Here is a 15,962-nt window from a genome sequence, read left to right on the forward strand (position 1 = left end):
ATGCCCGCCCATACTCTCTTCCGCGACGACTTCTACCTGGCGACTGCGGAGGCCGTCGTGACTGGCATCCACCCGGATGGCGGCCTCGAATTCGACCGGACGTGCTTTTACGCGAGATCGGGCGGTCAGCCGGGCGACACTGGCCATGTGGAGCGTTCGGACGGCAGCAGGATCGCGCTTGGCGAGACGAGGCATGGGGCAACGAAGGATATCATCCTGCATATGCCCCTGGAGCGGGAGCCCCAGCCACTCCTGGGCGAAACCGTACGCCTGCAGATCGATTGGCAGCGGCGGCATCGCCTGATGCGAATGCATACCGCCTGCCACCTGCTTTCCGTCGTGTGCCCCTCCCCGATTACCGGAGCGGCTGTCGGCGAGGACGAATCGCGCGTGGATTTCGACATGAGCGACGGGGTCGACAAGGATGAGGTCACCGCCCGCCTGATGGAGCTCGTCGACCAGGATCACCCGGTTTACGTTCAGTGGATCACCGACGAGCAGCTTGCCGCCAATCCCGGTATCGTAAAGTCGAAGAACGTACGGCCGCCGATGGGGCTCGGCCGCGTCAGCCTTGTCTGTATCGGCGAAAACTCCAGCGTTGACAGCCAGCCCTGTGGCGGCACACATGTTTCCCGTACAGGCGAAGTGGGGCGCATCCACATCGCCAAGATCGAAAAGAAGGGCAAGGAGAACCGGCGCTTTCGCATCCGGTTCGGAGACGCCGCTGGCGACTGACGCCCTGCCGCGGGAGAAGCACGGTGCCAGAACATAGTCCCTTCATCATCTCGTCCGAGCAGCTTGCTGCGGAACTGGGCAGCCCGGAGCTGCGGATCGTCGATGCGTCCTTCTACCTGCCTGCACAGAAGCGTGACGCGGAGGCGGAATATGCGGCTGGTCACATATCGGGCGCCGTTCGCTTCGATCACGACAAGGTGGCGGATCATTCTACCGATCTTCCCCACATGGTGCCCTCCCCGGATGTCTTCGCCGATGCCGTCGGAAGAATGGGAATTCGGGAAACCGACCGGATCGTCATTTACGACGGTCCCGGTCTATTCTCCGCTCCGCGCGCCTGGTGGCTGTTCCGCACCATGGGTGCGCGAAACGTCTTCGTCCTCGATGGCGGGCTTGACGGCTGGAAGGCCGAAGGACGCCCGCTCGAAACGGCGGTCCCGCGCCCGCAGCCGGTCGTTTTCCAGCCCACGTTCGACGCGGACAGGGTCATCGACATCGAGAGCATGAGAAGGATCGTCGAGAATGGCTCGAGGCAGGTTGCCGATGCACGGAGCTCCGGACGGTTCTCGGGAACAGAGGCCGAGCCGCGGCAAGGCCTGAGGTCCGGTCACATGCCGGGCGCGCGAAACCTGCCTTCGGGGGCGTTCGCGGAAAGGGGTCGGCTCAAGCCTCTGAGTGAACTTCGAACCCTGATCCGGGAGGCAGGAATCGACTTCGACCGCCCGGTCGTCACCAGTTGCGGCTCGGGCATCACCGCGGCGATCATAACGCTGGCGCTTGAGTCGCTCGGCCACAGCAACAACGCACTCTACGACGGCTCCTGGACGGAGTGGGGAGCCCTTCCCGACACGCCGGTCGTCACCGGTCCCCCGTCTGAAAAATCAGTGCAAGATCAATGACCAGAAGACCCGCGCCGCTCACGGCGCATGTGACGCAGCTCGAGATGACGTCTCCCCCGAAGGCAAGCCTGCCCGTCCCGGTGAACCTCCAGACGGCCATCATCAGGGCGCCTGACATTCCGCTGCACTATTACCGCTATCTCTACAGGCGGGTCGGCAAGCGATGGCACTGGTATCAGCGGCTTCGGCTGCCGGACGAGGATCTGGCCGCGATCATCCATGATCCTCGCGTCTCCGTCACCGTGCTCTACGTCAACGGGGCGCCCGCAGGCTTCTTCGAACTGCGCAAGGCGGATGAGGGTGTGGTCGAACTCTCCTATTTCGGTTTGTTCGAGTGGGCGATCGGTCTTGGCATCGGCAAGTGGTTCCTGCTTCAGGCTCTCTACGCGGCCTGGCAGGACGATCCGAGGAAGGTGACCGTGACGACGAACACGCTGGATCATCCGCGCGCCCTGCAGCTCTACCAGATGATGGGCTTTTCGCCCGTGGCAACGTACGACGCGCTCGTCCAGCCAATGAGCAGCGCGGAACTGCTGAAGGTGCTGGACGCCTGACCGGCAGGAATCGGGTGGCGCAGGGTCTGTAAACCCCGCATTTTCATCGCGACCAACAAGGGAGCTCGCGATGAATGTCGTCTTCAATGCCATGCCGACAGCGGAAGCCATGACCCTCTGGCAGGGAGGTTCGGACGCCTATGGGCTTCTACCGGAGACGCGTACGTCCGATGGAGCCGGCTATCCCTGCCGCCATTGCCTGAGGAATATCGGTGCCGGGGAGGACGTGCTGGTCCTTGCCTACAGACCGTTTGCGACGCTGCAGCCCTATGCGGAAACGGGACCGGTCTTTCTTCACAAGATCCCGTGCCGGCGGCATGACGCATCGGAAGCGCTGCCGGCCATCCTGACAAGCCCGGACTATATCGTCCGGGGCTACGACCATGATGACAGGATCGTCTACGGGACAGGTGCGGTCATCGCCACCGGGGCGATCCCGGCACGGGCGGCGGAAATCCTTGCCCGAGACGATGTCGCCTATGTGCATGTCCGCTCGGCCCGCAACAACTGCTACCAGTGCCGCATCGACCCGGCCTGAACCCGGCCTTGCCGTCTCCTTCGACGTCGAAAGGCCGCCCGCTGGTACGGCCGGCGGCCTTTCCGCCCTTCACGGCCGGGGGTCTTGTCGTTCCCTATCGGTTCCGCGGTCGAGGTCGTCGGCGACCTGCAGCAGCAGCCGGACGATCTCGCCGGCCTGGCGGCCATCGGCTTCGAGCCTGCGGCCGATCACCTCCCTGAGGTTCAGCAGCGCAGCATCGACGCTGCGGGGGAGAGCCGCGCCATCGTCCCGGCTTCGGCGCTCCTGCTTTTGCCGCATGCGCTCGGCAAGCTGCGACAGCCGGTCGAGGATGGTCACCGCGAAGCTGCGGTTCTCGTCAAGATGGACCTGCCCCTCCGCGGTGATCGCGTAACGCTTCTTGTTGCCCTCCTGCTCGGCGACGACATAACCTGCCTCCTCCAAGTAGGTGAGCGTCGGGTAGATGACCCCCGGACTGGGTGCGTAGAACCCGTAGGTCAGGTCCTCGATATGTTTGATGATCTCATAGCCGTGACGGGGCTCCTTCTCGACCAGCGCCAGGACGACCAGGCGCAGGTCGCCCTGCATGAGGAAGCGGCCGATGCGGCCATCACCCTCGTCGCCAAATCCCCGCCCATGCCCGCCGCCATGGCGCCCGCCGCCGCGCCGGAAGGGTCCGCCGGGCATCGCCAACATGGCCTCGACCTTGAAGCGCCGATGCCGACCGTGGCCGTCACAGTTTCCATTTCTGTCCTTGAACATCTCGATCTCCTTCGTATTCGATATATCTAAGTTATACCTGTTTAGCTCCAGATCAAGTCCTCACGGAACAAAAAGGCGCCGAGGGGAGAACCCGCGGCGCCAATGGTCTGCATAACTGCGGCGTTCTCTCGTGCCGCTATCTTCGATATATTTTCACGCTACGTTGAGCAGGCTCTCCGGGGCAAAGGCTTCATAGCCCAGAGCATCCGCAACGGCGCGATTGGTGACCCGGCCGCGATGGACGTTGAGGCCGTTGCGCAGATGGCGATCCTCGGCGATGGCCCGCAGGCCATGATCTGCCAACGCCAGACCGTAGTGCAGCGTCGCATTGTTGAGCGCCTGGGCCGAGGTGATGGGCACGGCACCCGGCATGTTGGCGACGCAGTAGTGAATGACGCCGTCGACCTCGTAGGTCGGGTCGGAATGCGTCGTCGCCTGCGAGGTCTCGAAGCAGCCGCCCTGGTCGATCGCCACATCGACGATCACGGCCCCGCGCTTCATGCCGGACAGCATTTCCCGCGTGACGAGCTTGGGCGCGGCCGCTCCCGGGATGAGAACCGCACCAATGACGAGGTCGGCGGTAAAAACCTCCTCCTCAAGCGCCTCGATCGTCGAGTAGCGAGTGCGGACACGACCGTTGAAGATATCGTCCAACTGGCGCAGTCGCGGCAGCGAGCGATCGAGTATGGTCACTTCGGCGCCGAGGCCGACGGCCATCTGTGCGGCGTGTGAACCAACCACACCACCGCCGATTACCGCCACCTTGGCCGGCAGGACGCCGGGTACGCCGCCGAGCAGCACGCCACGGCCTCCATTGGCTTTCTGCAACGCGGTCGCTCCTGCCTGGATGGATAGCCTGCCCGCCACTTCCGACATCGGGGCCAGCAAGGGCAGTCCGCCCCGCTCGTCTGTCACGGTCTCGTACGCCACGGCGGTGACCCCTGAGGCAAGAAGGCCTTGGGCCTGCTCCGGGTCCGGTGCCAGATGTAGATAGGTGTAGAGTATCTGGCCTTCGCGCAGTTGGGCCCATTCCTGCGGTTGCGGCTCCTTCACCTTCACGACCATGTCCGCGGTTTCAAAGACTTCCTGGGCGCTCCTGGCGATTCTCGCCCCCGCCGCGACATAGGCACTGTCGTCGGCACCGATACCGGCGCCCGCCTTCGTTTCCACCAGCACCTCGTGGCCGTGCGCCACATATTCGCGCACCGCCGCAGGCGTCAGCCCCACACGGTATTCATGGTTTTTGATTTCCTTCGGACACCCGACACGCATGCACGTTCCTCTCTGTGTTGTCGCCTGAGGCATAATTTAGCGAGGATGAAACCAGAGCAGATAACGCGGGCAATGTCCTTGCGAAGGTCCCTTGGCAAGGCCCCATTTCTCGAAGATATTTGCGCCCATTGATAACAGAACGCGAATTTGTTGCGATGAGAACCCTGGATGCCATTGATCTTGCGATGATGCGGATACTTCAGCAGGATGGCCGCATATCCAACGCAGAGCTCGCGGCCCGGGTCGGGCTGTCCCAGTCAGCCTGCTCGCGAAGACTTGCCACGCTCGAGACTGAAGGGACGATCAGCGGCTATCACGCCCGCCTGTCGAACAAGGCGCTCGACTACAAGATGATGGTGATCGTCCACATCTCGCTCTCCGGCCAGTTCGCTAGGACGCTCGCCGAATTCGAGGCCGCCGTAAAACGGTGCCCGAATGTACTCGTCTGCTACCTGATGTCGGGCGAGTACGACTATATCCTGCGCGTCGCCGCCAAGGATCTGGAAGACTACGAGCGCATCCACCGGGACTGGCTGTCTGCGCTTCCCCATGTGGTGAAGATCAATTCCAGCTTCGCTCTCCGCGAGGTGCTCGACCGTCCCAATGTCGGGCTCTGACGCGGACACGTCCAATTTTAGGAAACGCCCTCACCGGACCGCAACGAGTTGGCGCTAAAAGAGGATCGGGCAACACAATGGGGCGGGGGTCCGATGATGGGCGCGAATACTCTCGGCATGAGCAACCGTAGCGCGGAACGCGTGAGGACGCGCATCTACGGAACCGTAACGCATCTCAACCAGTCTGCGACCGGCAAAGTCGTTGACCTTTCCGCGACCGGTATCGCGCTGGAGCTGGATAGACCCTTCAGCGCCGCGCAGGGAAGCAAGGTGAAGATCGAGAGCGAAGAACTCGGCTTCATTGAAGGGACCGTGAGGTGGTACCGCGGCAGCAGGATCGGCATCCAGTTGCACCTGAACAGCAATGCGCTGGCCCAGGTCTCCTCCTATTTCCGGTTCTTCCACCGGGACGTGAAGCCTGTCGTGAGCCGCTGACACGGCGGTCCTATTGCCGATCCACCTGAACCTTGAAATCGTAAGGCTGGACGCCCTTGGCTCCGAATGAGCGACTCAGGTCGTTCCAGTAGCTCCGGTTCAGGTCGACACCGAGCGTCACGGTGCCGGTGCTTGACGTGGTTGCCTGGTCGAGCTGGCGAAGATCCAGCTCTGCCGGGTTGGCGTTGCTCCCACTGAAAACAAGCACCTGCGCCGCATCGGGCACCTTCAGCCGACCCTGTCATTTTGCCGATGTACTTCCGTGCCATTGCGCATAGTCTTTCCTCGCCATCTGCAATCCAGGAGCTGACCATGCCGTCCATCTCACTGCCTTCCCTGACACGTCGTTCGCTGCTCGGCGGCCTCGCCGCCACGTCGGCGCTGGTTGTGCTGCACCCGTTCGCGGCGCGCGCACAGGCGAACCAGGCGCATCTTCGCATCATGGAAACGACCGACATCCACGTGCATGTGCTTCCCTACGACTATTATGGCGACAAGCCGAACGACACGATGGGCCTCGCCCGCACCGCATCACTTATCGATTCGATCAGGGCGGAGGCAGGCAATTCGATGCTGATCGACAATGGCGACTTCCTGCAGGGCAATCCGATGGGCGACTACATCGCCTATGAGCGGGGCATGAAGGAGGGAGACCAGCATCCCATCATCCAGGCGATGAACGTGCTTGGCTATGATGCAGGGACGCTCGGCAACCACGAGTTCAACTACGGGCTCGATTTCATGTTCAAGGTCCTGGGCGGCGCCGGCTTCCCCTATGTTTGTGCGAATCTCGCCAAGGGCATGCTGGCTTCCGATCCCAAACAGGATGAACTCTTCTTCAAGCCCTACGTGATCCTCGAGAAGCAGATCCGCGATGGCTCGGGCGCCGAGAGCCCGGTCAAGGTCGGCTTCATCGGCTTCGTGCCACCGCAGATCATGGTCTGGGACGCCAAGCATCTGGAAGGTAAGGCACAGACGCGCGACATCGTGGACGCTGCCAAGGCCTGGGTGCCGGTCATGAAGGAGGAAGGCGCCGACATCATCATCGCGCTTTCCCATTCCGGGATCGACGGCTCTGGAATGAGCGAGCGGATGGAGAACGCCTCGCTCTACCTCGCAGGCGTCAACGGCATAGACGCGGTGTTCACCGGCCACCAGCATCTCGTCTTCCCCGGCCCGAAGGATTTCGAAGGCATCGCCGGAGCGGATGCGGAAAAGGGAACACTGATGGGCAAGCCTGCCGTCATGGCCGGCTTCTGGGGCTCGCATATGGGCCTGATCGACTTCCTGCTGGAGAAGGACGGCAATGGCTGGAAGATCGTTGACTTCACCACAGAGGCGCGCCCGATCTACCACCGCGATGAGGATCGTAAGGTCGTCGCCGACGTCAAGGACAAGCCCGAGGTGACGGCGGCCGTCAAGGAAGAGCACGAGGCGACGCTTGCCTATGTCCGCCGCCCGGTCGGCAAGACATCCGCTCCGCTTTATTCCTATTTCGCGCTCGTCGCCGACGATCCGTCGGTACAGATCGTCTCCAATGCCCAGACCTGGTACATCAAGGACATGCTCAAGGACGGCGAATACAGGGACCTTCCGGTCCTTTCCGCCGCCGCCCCCTTCAAGGCCGGCGGCCGCGGCGGCGCCGAGTATTATACCGACGTCCCCGCCGGCGACATCGCCATCAAGAATGTCGCCGATCTCTACCTTTACCCGAACACCGTGCAGGCCGTGCTGATCAGCGGTGAGCAGGTCAGGAACTGGCTCGAAATGTCAGCCGGGATGTTCAACCAGATCGAGCCGGGAGCGAAGGACGCGCCGCTTCTCAACACAGCTTTCCCGTCCTACAACTACGACATCATCGACGGCGTCACCTATCAGATCGACCTGTCGCAGCCGACGCGCTTCGACAAGGATGGCCAGCTAGTCAACGCGGATGCGCACCGTATCGTCGACCTGCAGTTTGAGGGCAAGCCGATCGATCCGGCGCAGAAATTCGTGGTGGCGACCAACAACTACCGCGCGGGCGGTGGCGGCAAGTTTCCGGAGATCGCTGGCGACAAGGTCATCTTCGTCGCTCCCGACACCAATCGGGACGTGATCGTGCGGTACATCGTCGAACAGGGAACGATCAATCCGTCGGCAGACGCCAACTGGTCGTTCAAGCCGATGGCCGGCACCACGGCGATCTTCGAGAGCGGACCGAAGGGTCGCACCTATGTCGCCGACATCAAGGGAGCGAAGATCGAGGAGGCCGGCGACGGCGCCGAAGGATTCGCCAAGTTCAGGCTCGTCCTCTGACGCCACCCACCAGAGACAGGAGGGCCGCCGTCAGGCGGCCTTCCGCCGGTCCTGCCCGAGCAGCCGCAGCAACAGGGCAAGCTCCGGCGGCGGCTCCTTCTCGACCCGCCGATAGTCGCTGCCGTCGCGGTTGCGCCGCATCAGGCCCAGGTCGACGAGATCGCGGCGCAGCAGTGCCGGATCGCCGAAGAGGTGCAGCCTGTCGAGATACTCGCTGATCTGCCGTTCGCTGAAAAGCCGGTCCGCAGGGATCTTCGACCACAGGAACCAGAGGCAAAGTTCCTGCTGGGCACGCTTGCCCGGCCAGCGTGCCAGCCGCCCCTCGGCATCGAACACACGCGCCGTCTTCTTCACCCGCGCTTCGTCGGCGATGGGCGTCGTGTCCGCTTCCAGCCGCCATTCGTCCAGCGTATCGGCAGTCATGATCGTTGCACGAAAATGCTGGTAGTTGCGGTATCCGCCCGCACGGCTCAGGAGATTGAGCATCTCGACATGGCTTGGCTTGTGGTCGAGCTTGCCAATCTGCTCGCGCAGCGATCGTGCGAAGGCCGAAATATCGGCAACTTCCATCGGAAAGATGGTTCTGGTCATCTCTTATCCTCGATGTGCCGTTCCGCTGGGGATGTCACTGGTCGCCGGCTTGTCGACTTCGGCACAGGATAAGTGCTGAGGATCTTCAACGATGCAGGTTTAGCTTCCCTTCAGGGACGGCGACGCCTCGGTGAACTGCTGACCGTGCGACCTGTTTAATCCGAGCGATGCACCACGTCAATCGGGTGGGAATCCGTGTCATTCTGCCGCCGGCCTGTGTCTGCCGCCGTCGAGACCCGGTATTTCGTCAGGGCTTGGGCAATTCGACAACTGCTCCCGGAACGCCTGGATCAACCAGTTTGCCGCCGGCCCCGGAGGGTTGGCGATCTTGCGTAGCGCGTAGATCGGGTACTCGCCCTGTTCATAGGCATCGAGCTGCAGGGCCACCAGCCGACCGGCCTGGAGATCCTCCCGTACCAGCGAAGCTGGCAGGCCGCCCCAGCCGAGCCCGCCACGGATGAGCTGGTACTTTGTAGCGATGTCGCTGACACGCCAGGTCTTGTAGGACAGAACATTGAAGTCGCGCCCCTTGGTCAGCCCCGATGCGTCGGTCACCACGAGTTGCGTTTCCTCGCGGACATCGTTCAAGGTCAGTGGTCCCTCGATCTGGCCCAAGGGATGGTCGGCGGCGGCAACCGGAACCATGAAGGAGTGGCCGATCCTTTCGGCATGGATCGTCTCGTCCGGCTTCAGCAACGCACCCCCGAGGCCAATCCCAGCGCGGTCGCTTGCGACCATGTCCATGACCATGCCCAGTTCCCCAACATTGAGGTTCAGGGCCACCGAGGGAAAGCGGCTGCCGAAGACGCGCAGGATGCTTACCACCGCCTCCGCGGGCACCATGACGCTGATGGCAATGGAAAGTTCGGGCTCCAGTCCCTGCTTCATCCCCCTCGCCCGCGAGCGCATCACCTGAAGATCAGCGACGATGCGACGCGCATCGGACAGCATGGCCCGGCCCGCTTCAGTCAGCTTCGGCTGGCGGCCACTGCGTTCGAAGAGGGGCACCTCGAGTTGAGCTTCAAGATTGGCGATCGTGTAGCTGATGACCGACTGAGCGCGGTTCAACCCGCGTGCGGCTGCTGAGAAACTGCCCGCCTCGGCAACCGCGAGAAAAACCTGCAACTGGTCCAGCGTCGGGTTCGCCTCCATACTTTCCCATCCACTCCATCGATAGATACCTTCGATATTATCCCGGTTTTATCGATGGTCGTCCATGCCTATTTCTGTTTCGACCGCGGCCGACCAAGCGTCCGCCTTTTCAGAAATGTCACACATCAGTGGGAAACAGACCATGTCCTCCATCCTCCTCGTCACGTCCAGCCCGCGCGAAGATTCACTGTCCACAAAGGTGGCGACTGAATTCGTGGAGAAGCTGAAGTCGCGCAATCCAGGCGAAACCGTCATTCATCGCGATCTGGGACAGAACCCGATTGCTCATCTCGACACCGTGACCACCTCCGCTATCCGCAAGCCCGCCGCCGATCGTAATGCGGAAGAAGCCGCGGCGGCGGCAGAGTCCGACGAACTCGTGGCGGAGCTTCTCGCCGCGGATACCGTCGTGCTCGCGACGGGACTGATCAACTTCAACATCTATTCGACGCTGAAGTCCTGGATCGACAATGTCGCCCGGGCAGGCATGACATTCCGCTACACGGCCGAAGGCCCGGAGGGTCTGGCCACCGGCAAGAAGGTCTACATCGTGCTGTCGGCCGCCGGTATCTATTCCGAAGGCCCCGCCATGGGGATGAACCACGCCGTTCCGTACCTGAAGACCGTTCTTGCATTCATGGGCATGACGGACGTCGAAGTCATCTACGTCGAAGGGACAGCCTTCGGACCGGAAGCCTTCGACAAGGCCCTGGCACAGGCTGACGCGCGCATCACGGAACTCGCCGCTGCCGCCTGACATCGTGACGAGCGGCCGCCGGACGCAGCCGCTTCCTCCCGGCATGACCGATATCTCGGATTGGTCCCGCCTGGGCTTGATAGGCGGTTAGACGGAGCGGGACTTCTCGCCGTCCGAAAAGAGCGACGCGCCATTCTGGTCGATGATCTGGCGGGCCTTGCGGTAGGTACAGTCGAGCGCGTCATCGAGCGAGGTAAAGACATCGGCCCGGATGAAGTTACGCACCAGGACCTCGCCGGCCACTTCCTTCTCGATCCGGCCGGCCAGCCGGAACTGGTTTCCTTCGCGGATCGGCGTCGGGTGGATCATGCAGTCGCCATGCGCCTGCGGTTCGGCTGCCGGTGCAGGTGCCTCCGCCGATTTGGCGCCGCCGGAAAACAGGGAGAGGATACCAGAGAAGAAAGATGCCATGCCGGTTGCCTAGCATAGTCTTCGGGGTCTCGGAAGGCATCGGTCCACAAGATACCGCATTCGGGTGCATCTTGATCCTCCGTCACGAGCAAACGGAGAACCCATGCGCTGGACCCTTCTTGCCATCGGCCCGGTCGCCGCTGTAGCGGCCCTCTGGGTCGGCAATACGTCGCTGTTCAGCGACTATCCCGCCGACAGCGCGCTCCGGCTGATTGCCCATCGCGGCCAGCATCAGGTGTTCGATCGTGAAAACCTCCGGAGCGATACGTGCACTGCGAGCCGGATACTGCCACCGACGCATCCCTTCCTGGAAAACACGATCCCGTCCATGCAGGCCGCCTTCGCGGTCGGAGCGGATATCGTGGAGCTTGATGTCCACCTGACCCCCGACAAGCAGTTCGCAGTCTTCCACGACTGGACGCTGGAGTGCCGGACCAATGCAACGGGTGTCACGGAAGAGACCCACATGGGGCTGCTGAAGACGCTGGATGTCGGCTACGGCTACACGGCCGACGGCGGACAGACGTTTCCCTTCCGCGGCCACGGGACCGGAATGATGCCGACGCTGCCGGAGGTGTTCGAAGCCCTGCCCGAAGAACGATTCCTGGTCAATTTCAAAAGCCGTCGCGCGGAGGAAGGCGAGGCCTTGGCCAAACTGCTTCGCGGCCATCCCTCCTTCCGCGAGCGGACTTTCGCTGTCTATGGAGGGCACGAGCCGACGGCGGCGGCGAAAGCCGATATCAAGGGCCTTCCCGGTTTCAGCGCCTCCGACACCAAGACCTGCCTTCTTGACTATCTGAAGCTGGGCTGGATCGGCCATGTGCCGCAGGCGTGCCGAAATACCCTCGTCATGGTGCCGGCGAACTACGCCTTCCTGCTCTGGGGCTGGCCGGAACGCTTCTACCAGCGCATGCGAAGCGCCCGCTCCGACGTGATCCTGATGGGCCCCTATGAGGCCGGCGATGTCGGCACCTCCGGAATAGACCAGCCGGCAGACTGGGACCTCGTTCCGCAAGGCTTCCCGGGCTTCGTGTGGACGAACCGCATTGAGCTTGCATCGGAGCAGTTGACGCGGCGAGGGTTCTGCGAGCTTCCCTCCCCGCCACGCGCCTGCGCCGACGTCACCAGCCGGTGACCCGCCTCAGATGATCAGGTTCGCCAGGATCTCATTGTCGGTAATGTCCTGGTAGCCGATGTCGGCCGCCTCGAAACGCTCCAGCAATCCACTGAAGTTCTCCGGCTTCTTCGTCTCTATGCCGATCAGGATGGAGCCGAAGTTGCGGGCCGACTTCTTCAGGTATTCGAAGCGGGCAATGTCGTCCTCAGGCCCGAGCAGGTTGAGGAAGTCCCGCAGCGCGCCGGGACGCTGGGCCAGCCGCAGGATGAAGTATTTCTTCAGCCCGGCGTATCGCATGGCGCGCTCCTTGACGTCGGGCAGACGCTCGAAGTCGAAATTGCCGCCGGTCACTACGGCAACCACCGTCTTGCCTCGCAGCCGCTCCGCGCCGAGCATGTCCAGCGCCGTGATCGACAGGGCGCCCGCCGGCTCAAGAACCAGGCCCTCGATGTTGAGCATTTCGCTGATCGTCACGCAGATGGCATTCTCGGGCGCGAGCAGCACCTGGTCGGGCCGGAAATGCTTCAGCGCCTCGAAGTTGAGGTCTCCGATTCGCGCGACGGCGGCTCCGTCGACGAAGTTGTCGACCTTCGCCAGACGCACCGGGCGCCCCTCCTCCAGGCTGCGTCGCAGGCTGGGGGCACCGAGCGGCTCTACCAGGACGAAGCCATCGTCGGATACAACGTCGCCGAGATAGGCCGTCACCCCGGATGCCAGGCCGCCTCCGCCAACCGGAACGATCACCAGGTCGGGCCGCGTGCCGTCCGGCAGTTGCTGGAGGATTTCGGCCGCTACGCTCGCCTGCCCTTCGATGATATCGGGGTGGTCGAAGGGCGGGACCATGAGCCCGCCGATCTTTTCGACATGTGCATGAGCCGCCGCATAGCACTGGTCGAAGATGTCGCCGACGAGGCGGATGGTGATGAACTCGCCGCCGAACATGCGCGTCTTGTCGATCTTCTGCTGCGGCGTCGTCACGGGCATGAAGACGACGCCCGGCACGCGGAAGTGACGGCAGACGAAGGCAAAGCCCTGGGCATGGTTGCCGGCAGAGGCACAGACGAAGGTCTGGCCGCCCGCGCCTGCCGCCATCGCCTTGCGGAAGAAATTGAACGCCCCGCGGATCTTGTAGGAGCGAACGGGCGACAGGTCCTCGCGCTTCAGCCAGATGTCAGCGCCATAGCGACTGCTGAGGTGTTCGTTCAGTTGCAGCGGCGTCTCCGGGAAGATCTCCCGCAACGCAGCCTTCGCCTCGTCCACAGCCTCTTTGCTCACAACCGCTCCATCCATTGAATTTGCCAGGGCATCCCGCTATGCCATAGCGAGCCTGACGAGACAAAACCATCTTTCCCACGCCACGCCAAACCGGGACATTCAATTGAACGCCAGTCTGCTCCGGCCGGCCATCTACATCGCGTCGCTCTGCGGGCTGTACCTCGCCACGGCAATGTTCGTGCCGGCCATGGTCGACCTGTATTACGGCCACCCGGACTGGCAGGTCTTTGCGCTTTCCGGATTCATGGTGGGCGGCCTGTCGCTGATGACAGCGCTGGCTACGCGTGGGCAGCCACCGGCCTTCAACAAGCGTCTCGGCTTCCTGCTCGTCAATCTGCTATGGGCGGTGTTTTCGCTGGTCGGTGCGGTGCCGCTGTTCCTGGCGGAATATGAGTTGAGCTTCGCACAGGCCCTGTTTGAATCGGTTTCAGGAGTGACGACGACAGGAGCCACCGTCATCGTGGGCCTGGATACGCTGCCACGGGGCATCCTGCTGTGGCGCTCGCTCCTCTGCTGGCTCGGCGGGATCGGGATCGTCGCCCTTGGGATCTTCATCCTGCCGTTCCTGAAGGTGGGCGGCATGTCCGTCTTCAAGCTCGAATCGTCGGACACGGCAGACAAGCCGTTTGCCCGGCTGGCGAGCTTCACCCGCGCATTTCTCGTCATCTACGCGCTTCTGACGCTCGTGTGCATGATTGCCTACGACATTGCCGGAATGAGCCATTTCGACGCGCTGAACCACGCGATGACGACGGTCGCAACCGCGGGTTTTTCGACGCGCGATGCCTCGTTCGGATATTTCAACAACGAAGCCATCTTGATGATCGGCACGATCTTCCTGACGATCGGTAGCCTGCCCTTCTCCGTCCTGATCCTGCTCGCCGTGCGCCGGCGCCTGAACACGCTGCGCGAGCCGCAGATTCTGGTCTTCATCGGATATCTGTTCATCTTTTCGGTCATCCTGGCCGTCTACCATCACCTGCGTAACGGAGTGGGGCTCGGAACGGCACTGATCCATGCCTTCTTCAACCTTGCCTCAGTGCTCTCGACGGCAGGTTTTGCCAGCGAAGACTACACGCTGTGGGGACCGTTCGCGCTGATTCTGGCCTTCTTCGCGACGGCGATCGGCGGCTGCTCCGGCTCGACGGCGGGCGGCATCAAGACCTATCGCTTCATCATCATCTTCAACATCATCCGCAGCGGCTTGAAGCGCCTGATCTATCCGAACGCGATCTATCCCGTGCGCTATGGCAATATCACGGTGGATGCGGATGCCCAGAGGGGCATATTCCTGTTCGTCAGCCTGTTCCTGACCCTGTGGGTGATCGGCAGCATGATCATGGGCGCCATGGGCTACGACTTCATGACCGCCACCTCCGCTGTTCTGACATGCCTGTCGAATGTTGGCCCAGGGGTCGGCGCTCTGGTCGGCCCTGCTGGAAATTTCTCCACCATCGGCGACCCCGCACTTTATCTGCTGTCACTGCTCATGCTGCTCGGGCGCTTGGAGATCCTCACCGTCCTCGTGCTCCTCACTCCGATCTACTGGCGTCAGTAGATCGGGACGCTTTTAACCTGCCGCAGCCTTTTCAATCGCTCGCAGGCGCATTATTCACTTCGCCTGAAGCGGACGTGGCGAAACTGGTAGACGCAAGGGACTTAAAATCCCTCGACCTCGGTCATGCGGGTTCGATCCCCGCCGTCCGCACCAAAGAAGTGGCGATGGACCGCGCTACTGCCCCTGTGGTTAGTCCTTGTCTATCCCGGCCTCCTGTTCATCGGGCTTGAACTGGCTCATCGCGCGCAAGGTCAGGAAGGTAACCAGGGAAAGGACGACGGCGGTGTCGTACGCGCCGAGGCCGACAGCCGTTCCGATCGCACCCGTCGCCCAGAGGCTGGCAGCAGTGGCCGTGCCGCGCACGCTGTTCTTGACCACCAGGATAGCCCCGCCCCCGATGAAGCCCATGCCGGTGATCAGACCTTCCACGATGCGGGCCGTTGCTTCCGGATTCCCGTGTACAATCGATTCGGCTGCCTGGATGAAGCCGCAACTGGCTATCGCGACCAGGGGGAAGGTCCGCAGGCCAGCGCTACGCTCGTTCTTCTCCCGGTCCCAGCCGATCGGAAGAGCCAGAACATAGGCTACGAGCAGGGTTACCAGATGGGGAACCATGTCAAAGTTCACGCCGATCGTATCAAGCCAGTCCATCATATTCGCCCTCTTTCAGGGCTCCTGCCCTGCCTCGCGAAATTAGGATGACGCTTCGAAACGGCAAGAATCGACGGCATCTGCCTGCGGCCATCTGCTTCCCACGCGCCACCTGAGCGAAAAAGATGTTCCAGGCGTACCGGAAGCGCAGCAACTGCACTCGCCGGCACCGGCGCCAGATGCGAAACAGTCCATGCCCGATTGAGAAAGCCGGGCTTTTCCCCTTATTGCCCTGCCCCACGGTGGGGCATTTTTTTGGCCCCGAGCCCAGGAGATGCACCGCTGTGGGACGAGGCCGGCCAAAATTAGGGGCCAGTCAACCAGCAGCAGCGATCGCATTCGACAGGCGACGCGTGGCTTC

The 15,962-nt window shown here is 62.5% G+C and carries 18 protein-coding genes and 1 tRNA gene; 11 read left to right on the forward strand and 8 right to left on the reverse strand.

What is annotated here, in order from left to right; genetic code table 11:
* The 4 genes from ACEPP2_RS16195 (at window position 1) to ACEPP2_RS16210 (ending at window position 2,726) form a co-directional block, all read left to right on the forward strand.
* Window positions 1-735, forward strand: a complete 735-nt coding sequence (locus tag ACEPP2_RS16195; RefSeq protein ID WP_142587319.1) for an alanyl-tRNA editing protein — start codon at window positions 1-3, stop codon at window positions 733-735.
* A gap of 23 nt (window positions 736-758) precedes the next feature.
* Complete coding sequence (gene sseA / locus ACEPP2_RS16200; RefSeq protein WP_395517178.1) at window positions 759-1,634, forward strand: 3-mercaptopyruvate sulfurtransferase; 876 nt, start codon at window positions 759-761, stop codon at window positions 1,632-1,634.
* A complete protein-coding gene (locus ACEPP2_RS16205; RefSeq protein ID WP_395517179.1) occupies window positions 1,631-2,188 on the forward strand; it encodes a GNAT family N-acetyltransferase in 558 nt (185 codons plus the stop codon). The genes sseA and ACEPP2_RS16205 overlap by 4 nt, the downstream gene beginning before the upstream one ends.
* Before the next feature lie 70 nt (window positions 2,189-2,258).
* Window positions 2,259-2,726 (forward strand): DUF1203 domain-containing protein, encoded by a 468-nt coding sequence (locus ACEPP2_RS16210; protein ID WP_395517180.1) that lies wholly within the window; start codon window positions 2,259-2,261, stop codon window positions 2,724-2,726.
* Window positions 2,727-2,795: 69 nt separating this feature from the next.
* Here the strand turns inward: ACEPP2_RS16210 and ACEPP2_RS16215 are convergent, their stop codons facing one another.
* Window positions 2,796-3,467: a PadR family transcriptional regulator gene (locus ACEPP2_RS16215; protein ID WP_395517181.1), complete on the reverse strand. Its 672-nt coding sequence runs from the start codon at window positions 3,465-3,467 to the stop codon at window positions 2,796-2,798.
* Between the two features lie 153 nt (window positions 3,468-3,620).
* Window positions 3,621-4,739, reverse strand: a complete 1,119-nt coding sequence (ald, locus tag ACEPP2_RS16220; RefSeq protein ID WP_395517182.1) for an alanine dehydrogenase — start codon at window positions 4,737-4,739, stop codon at window positions 3,621-3,623.
* A gap of 155 nt (window positions 4,740-4,894) precedes the next feature.
* Here ald and ACEPP2_RS16225 point away from each other — a divergent pair, with 155 nt between their 5' ends.
* Window positions 4,895-5,356 carry an Lrp/AsnC family transcriptional regulator gene (locus tag ACEPP2_RS16225; RefSeq protein WP_077547276.1) on the forward strand — a complete coding sequence of 154 codons (462 nt, stop codon included), beginning with the start codon at window positions 4,895-4,897 and terminating at the stop codon, window positions 5,354-5,356.
* Between the two features lie 117 nt (window positions 5,357-5,473).
* A complete protein-coding gene (locus ACEPP2_RS16230) occupies window positions 5,474-5,791 on the forward strand; it encodes a PilZ domain-containing protein (protein WP_395517183.1) in 318 nt (105 codons plus the stop codon).
* A gap of 10 nt (window positions 5,792-5,801) precedes the next feature.
* On the opposite strand, the gene ACEPP2_RS16235 is transcribed toward ACEPP2_RS16230, so the two are convergent.
* Window positions 5,802-5,999 (reverse strand): hypothetical protein, encoded by a 198-nt coding sequence (locus tag ACEPP2_RS16235; RefSeq protein WP_395517184.1) that lies wholly within the window; start codon window positions 5,997-5,999, stop codon window positions 5,802-5,804.
* A gap of 104 nt (window positions 6,000-6,103) precedes the next feature.
* Between ACEPP2_RS16235 and ACEPP2_RS16240 the strand changes: the two genes are divergently transcribed.
* Entirely contained in the window at window positions 6,104-8,089 is a 1,986-nt protein-coding gene (locus ACEPP2_RS16240; RefSeq protein ID WP_142587314.1) for a bifunctional 2',3'-cyclic-nucleotide 2'-phosphodiesterase/3'-nucleotidase, read from the forward strand.
* 30 nt (window positions 8,090-8,119) lie between these two features.
* Here ACEPP2_RS16240 and ACEPP2_RS16245 read toward each other — a convergent pair whose 3' ends face one another.
* Both ACEPP2_RS16245 and ACEPP2_RS16250 read right to left on the reverse strand, forming a co-directional pair.
* Window positions 8,120-8,680 (reverse strand): DUF2087 domain-containing protein, encoded by a 561-nt coding sequence (locus tag ACEPP2_RS16245; protein ID WP_281977281.1) that lies wholly within the window; start codon window positions 8,678-8,680, stop codon window positions 8,120-8,122.
* A gap of 198 nt (window positions 8,681-8,878) precedes the next feature.
* Window positions 8,879-9,832: a LysR family transcriptional regulator gene (locus ACEPP2_RS16250; protein WP_395517185.1), complete on the reverse strand. Its 954-nt coding sequence runs from the start codon at window positions 9,830-9,832 to the stop codon at window positions 8,879-8,881.
* 142 nt (window positions 9,833-9,974) lie between these two features.
* Between ACEPP2_RS16250 and ACEPP2_RS16255 the strand changes: the two genes are divergently transcribed.
* The gene (locus tag ACEPP2_RS16255) at window positions 9,975-10,589 is read left to right on the forward strand and encodes an FMN-dependent NADH-azoreductase (protein WP_395517186.1); all 615 of its coding nucleotides are present in this window, start codon (window positions 9,975-9,977) and stop codon (window positions 10,587-10,589) included.
* 87 nt (window positions 10,590-10,676) lie between these two features.
* On the opposite strand, the gene ACEPP2_RS16260 is transcribed toward ACEPP2_RS16255, so the two are convergent.
* Complete coding sequence (locus ACEPP2_RS16260; protein ID WP_077547269.1) at window positions 10,677-11,000, reverse strand: HlyU family transcriptional regulator; 324 nt, start codon at window positions 10,998-11,000, stop codon at window positions 10,677-10,679.
* A 103-nt stretch (window positions 11,001-11,103) separates the two neighbouring features.
* On the opposite strand from ACEPP2_RS16260, the gene ACEPP2_RS16265 reads away from it, so the two are divergent.
* Window positions 11,104-12,135, forward strand: coding sequence for a glycerophosphodiester phosphodiesterase family protein (locus ACEPP2_RS16265; RefSeq protein WP_077547268.1), 1,032 nt, complete (start codon window positions 11,104-11,106; stop codon window positions 12,133-12,135).
* Window positions 12,136-12,141: 6 nt separating this feature from the next.
* Here the strand turns inward: ACEPP2_RS16265 and ilvA are convergent, their stop codons facing one another.
* Complete coding sequence (gene ilvA, locus ACEPP2_RS16270) at window positions 12,142-13,407, reverse strand: threonine ammonia-lyase (protein WP_395517187.1); 1,266 nt, start codon at window positions 13,405-13,407, stop codon at window positions 12,142-12,144.
* An 88-nt stretch (window positions 13,408-13,495) separates the two neighbouring features.
* Between ilvA and ACEPP2_RS16275 the strand changes: the two genes are divergently transcribed.
* Window positions 13,496-14,950 carry a TrkH family potassium uptake protein gene (locus tag ACEPP2_RS16275; protein ID WP_395517188.1) on the forward strand — a complete coding sequence of 485 codons (1,455 nt, stop codon included), beginning with the start codon at window positions 13,496-13,498 and terminating at the stop codon, window positions 14,948-14,950.
* A gap of 68 nt (window positions 14,951-15,018) precedes the next feature.
* Window positions 15,019-15,103 (forward strand) — tRNA-Leu (locus tag ACEPP2_RS16280).
* Window positions 15,104-15,139: 36 nt separating this feature from the next.
* Here ACEPP2_RS16280 and ACEPP2_RS16285 read toward each other — a convergent pair.
* Window positions 15,140-15,604 carry an MgtC/SapB family protein gene (locus tag ACEPP2_RS16285; RefSeq protein WP_077547266.1) on the reverse strand — a complete coding sequence of 155 codons (465 nt, stop codon included), beginning with the start codon at window positions 15,602-15,604 and terminating at the stop codon, window positions 15,140-15,142.
* Window positions 15,605-15,962: the final 358 nt, after the last annotated feature.

Origin of the sequence: Pseudorhizobium flavum (assembly GCF_044142885.1) — a bacterium.
GTDB classification, from domain to species: domain Bacteria; phylum Pseudomonadota; class Alphaproteobacteria; order Rhizobiales; family Rhizobiaceae; genus Neorhizobium; species Neorhizobium flavum.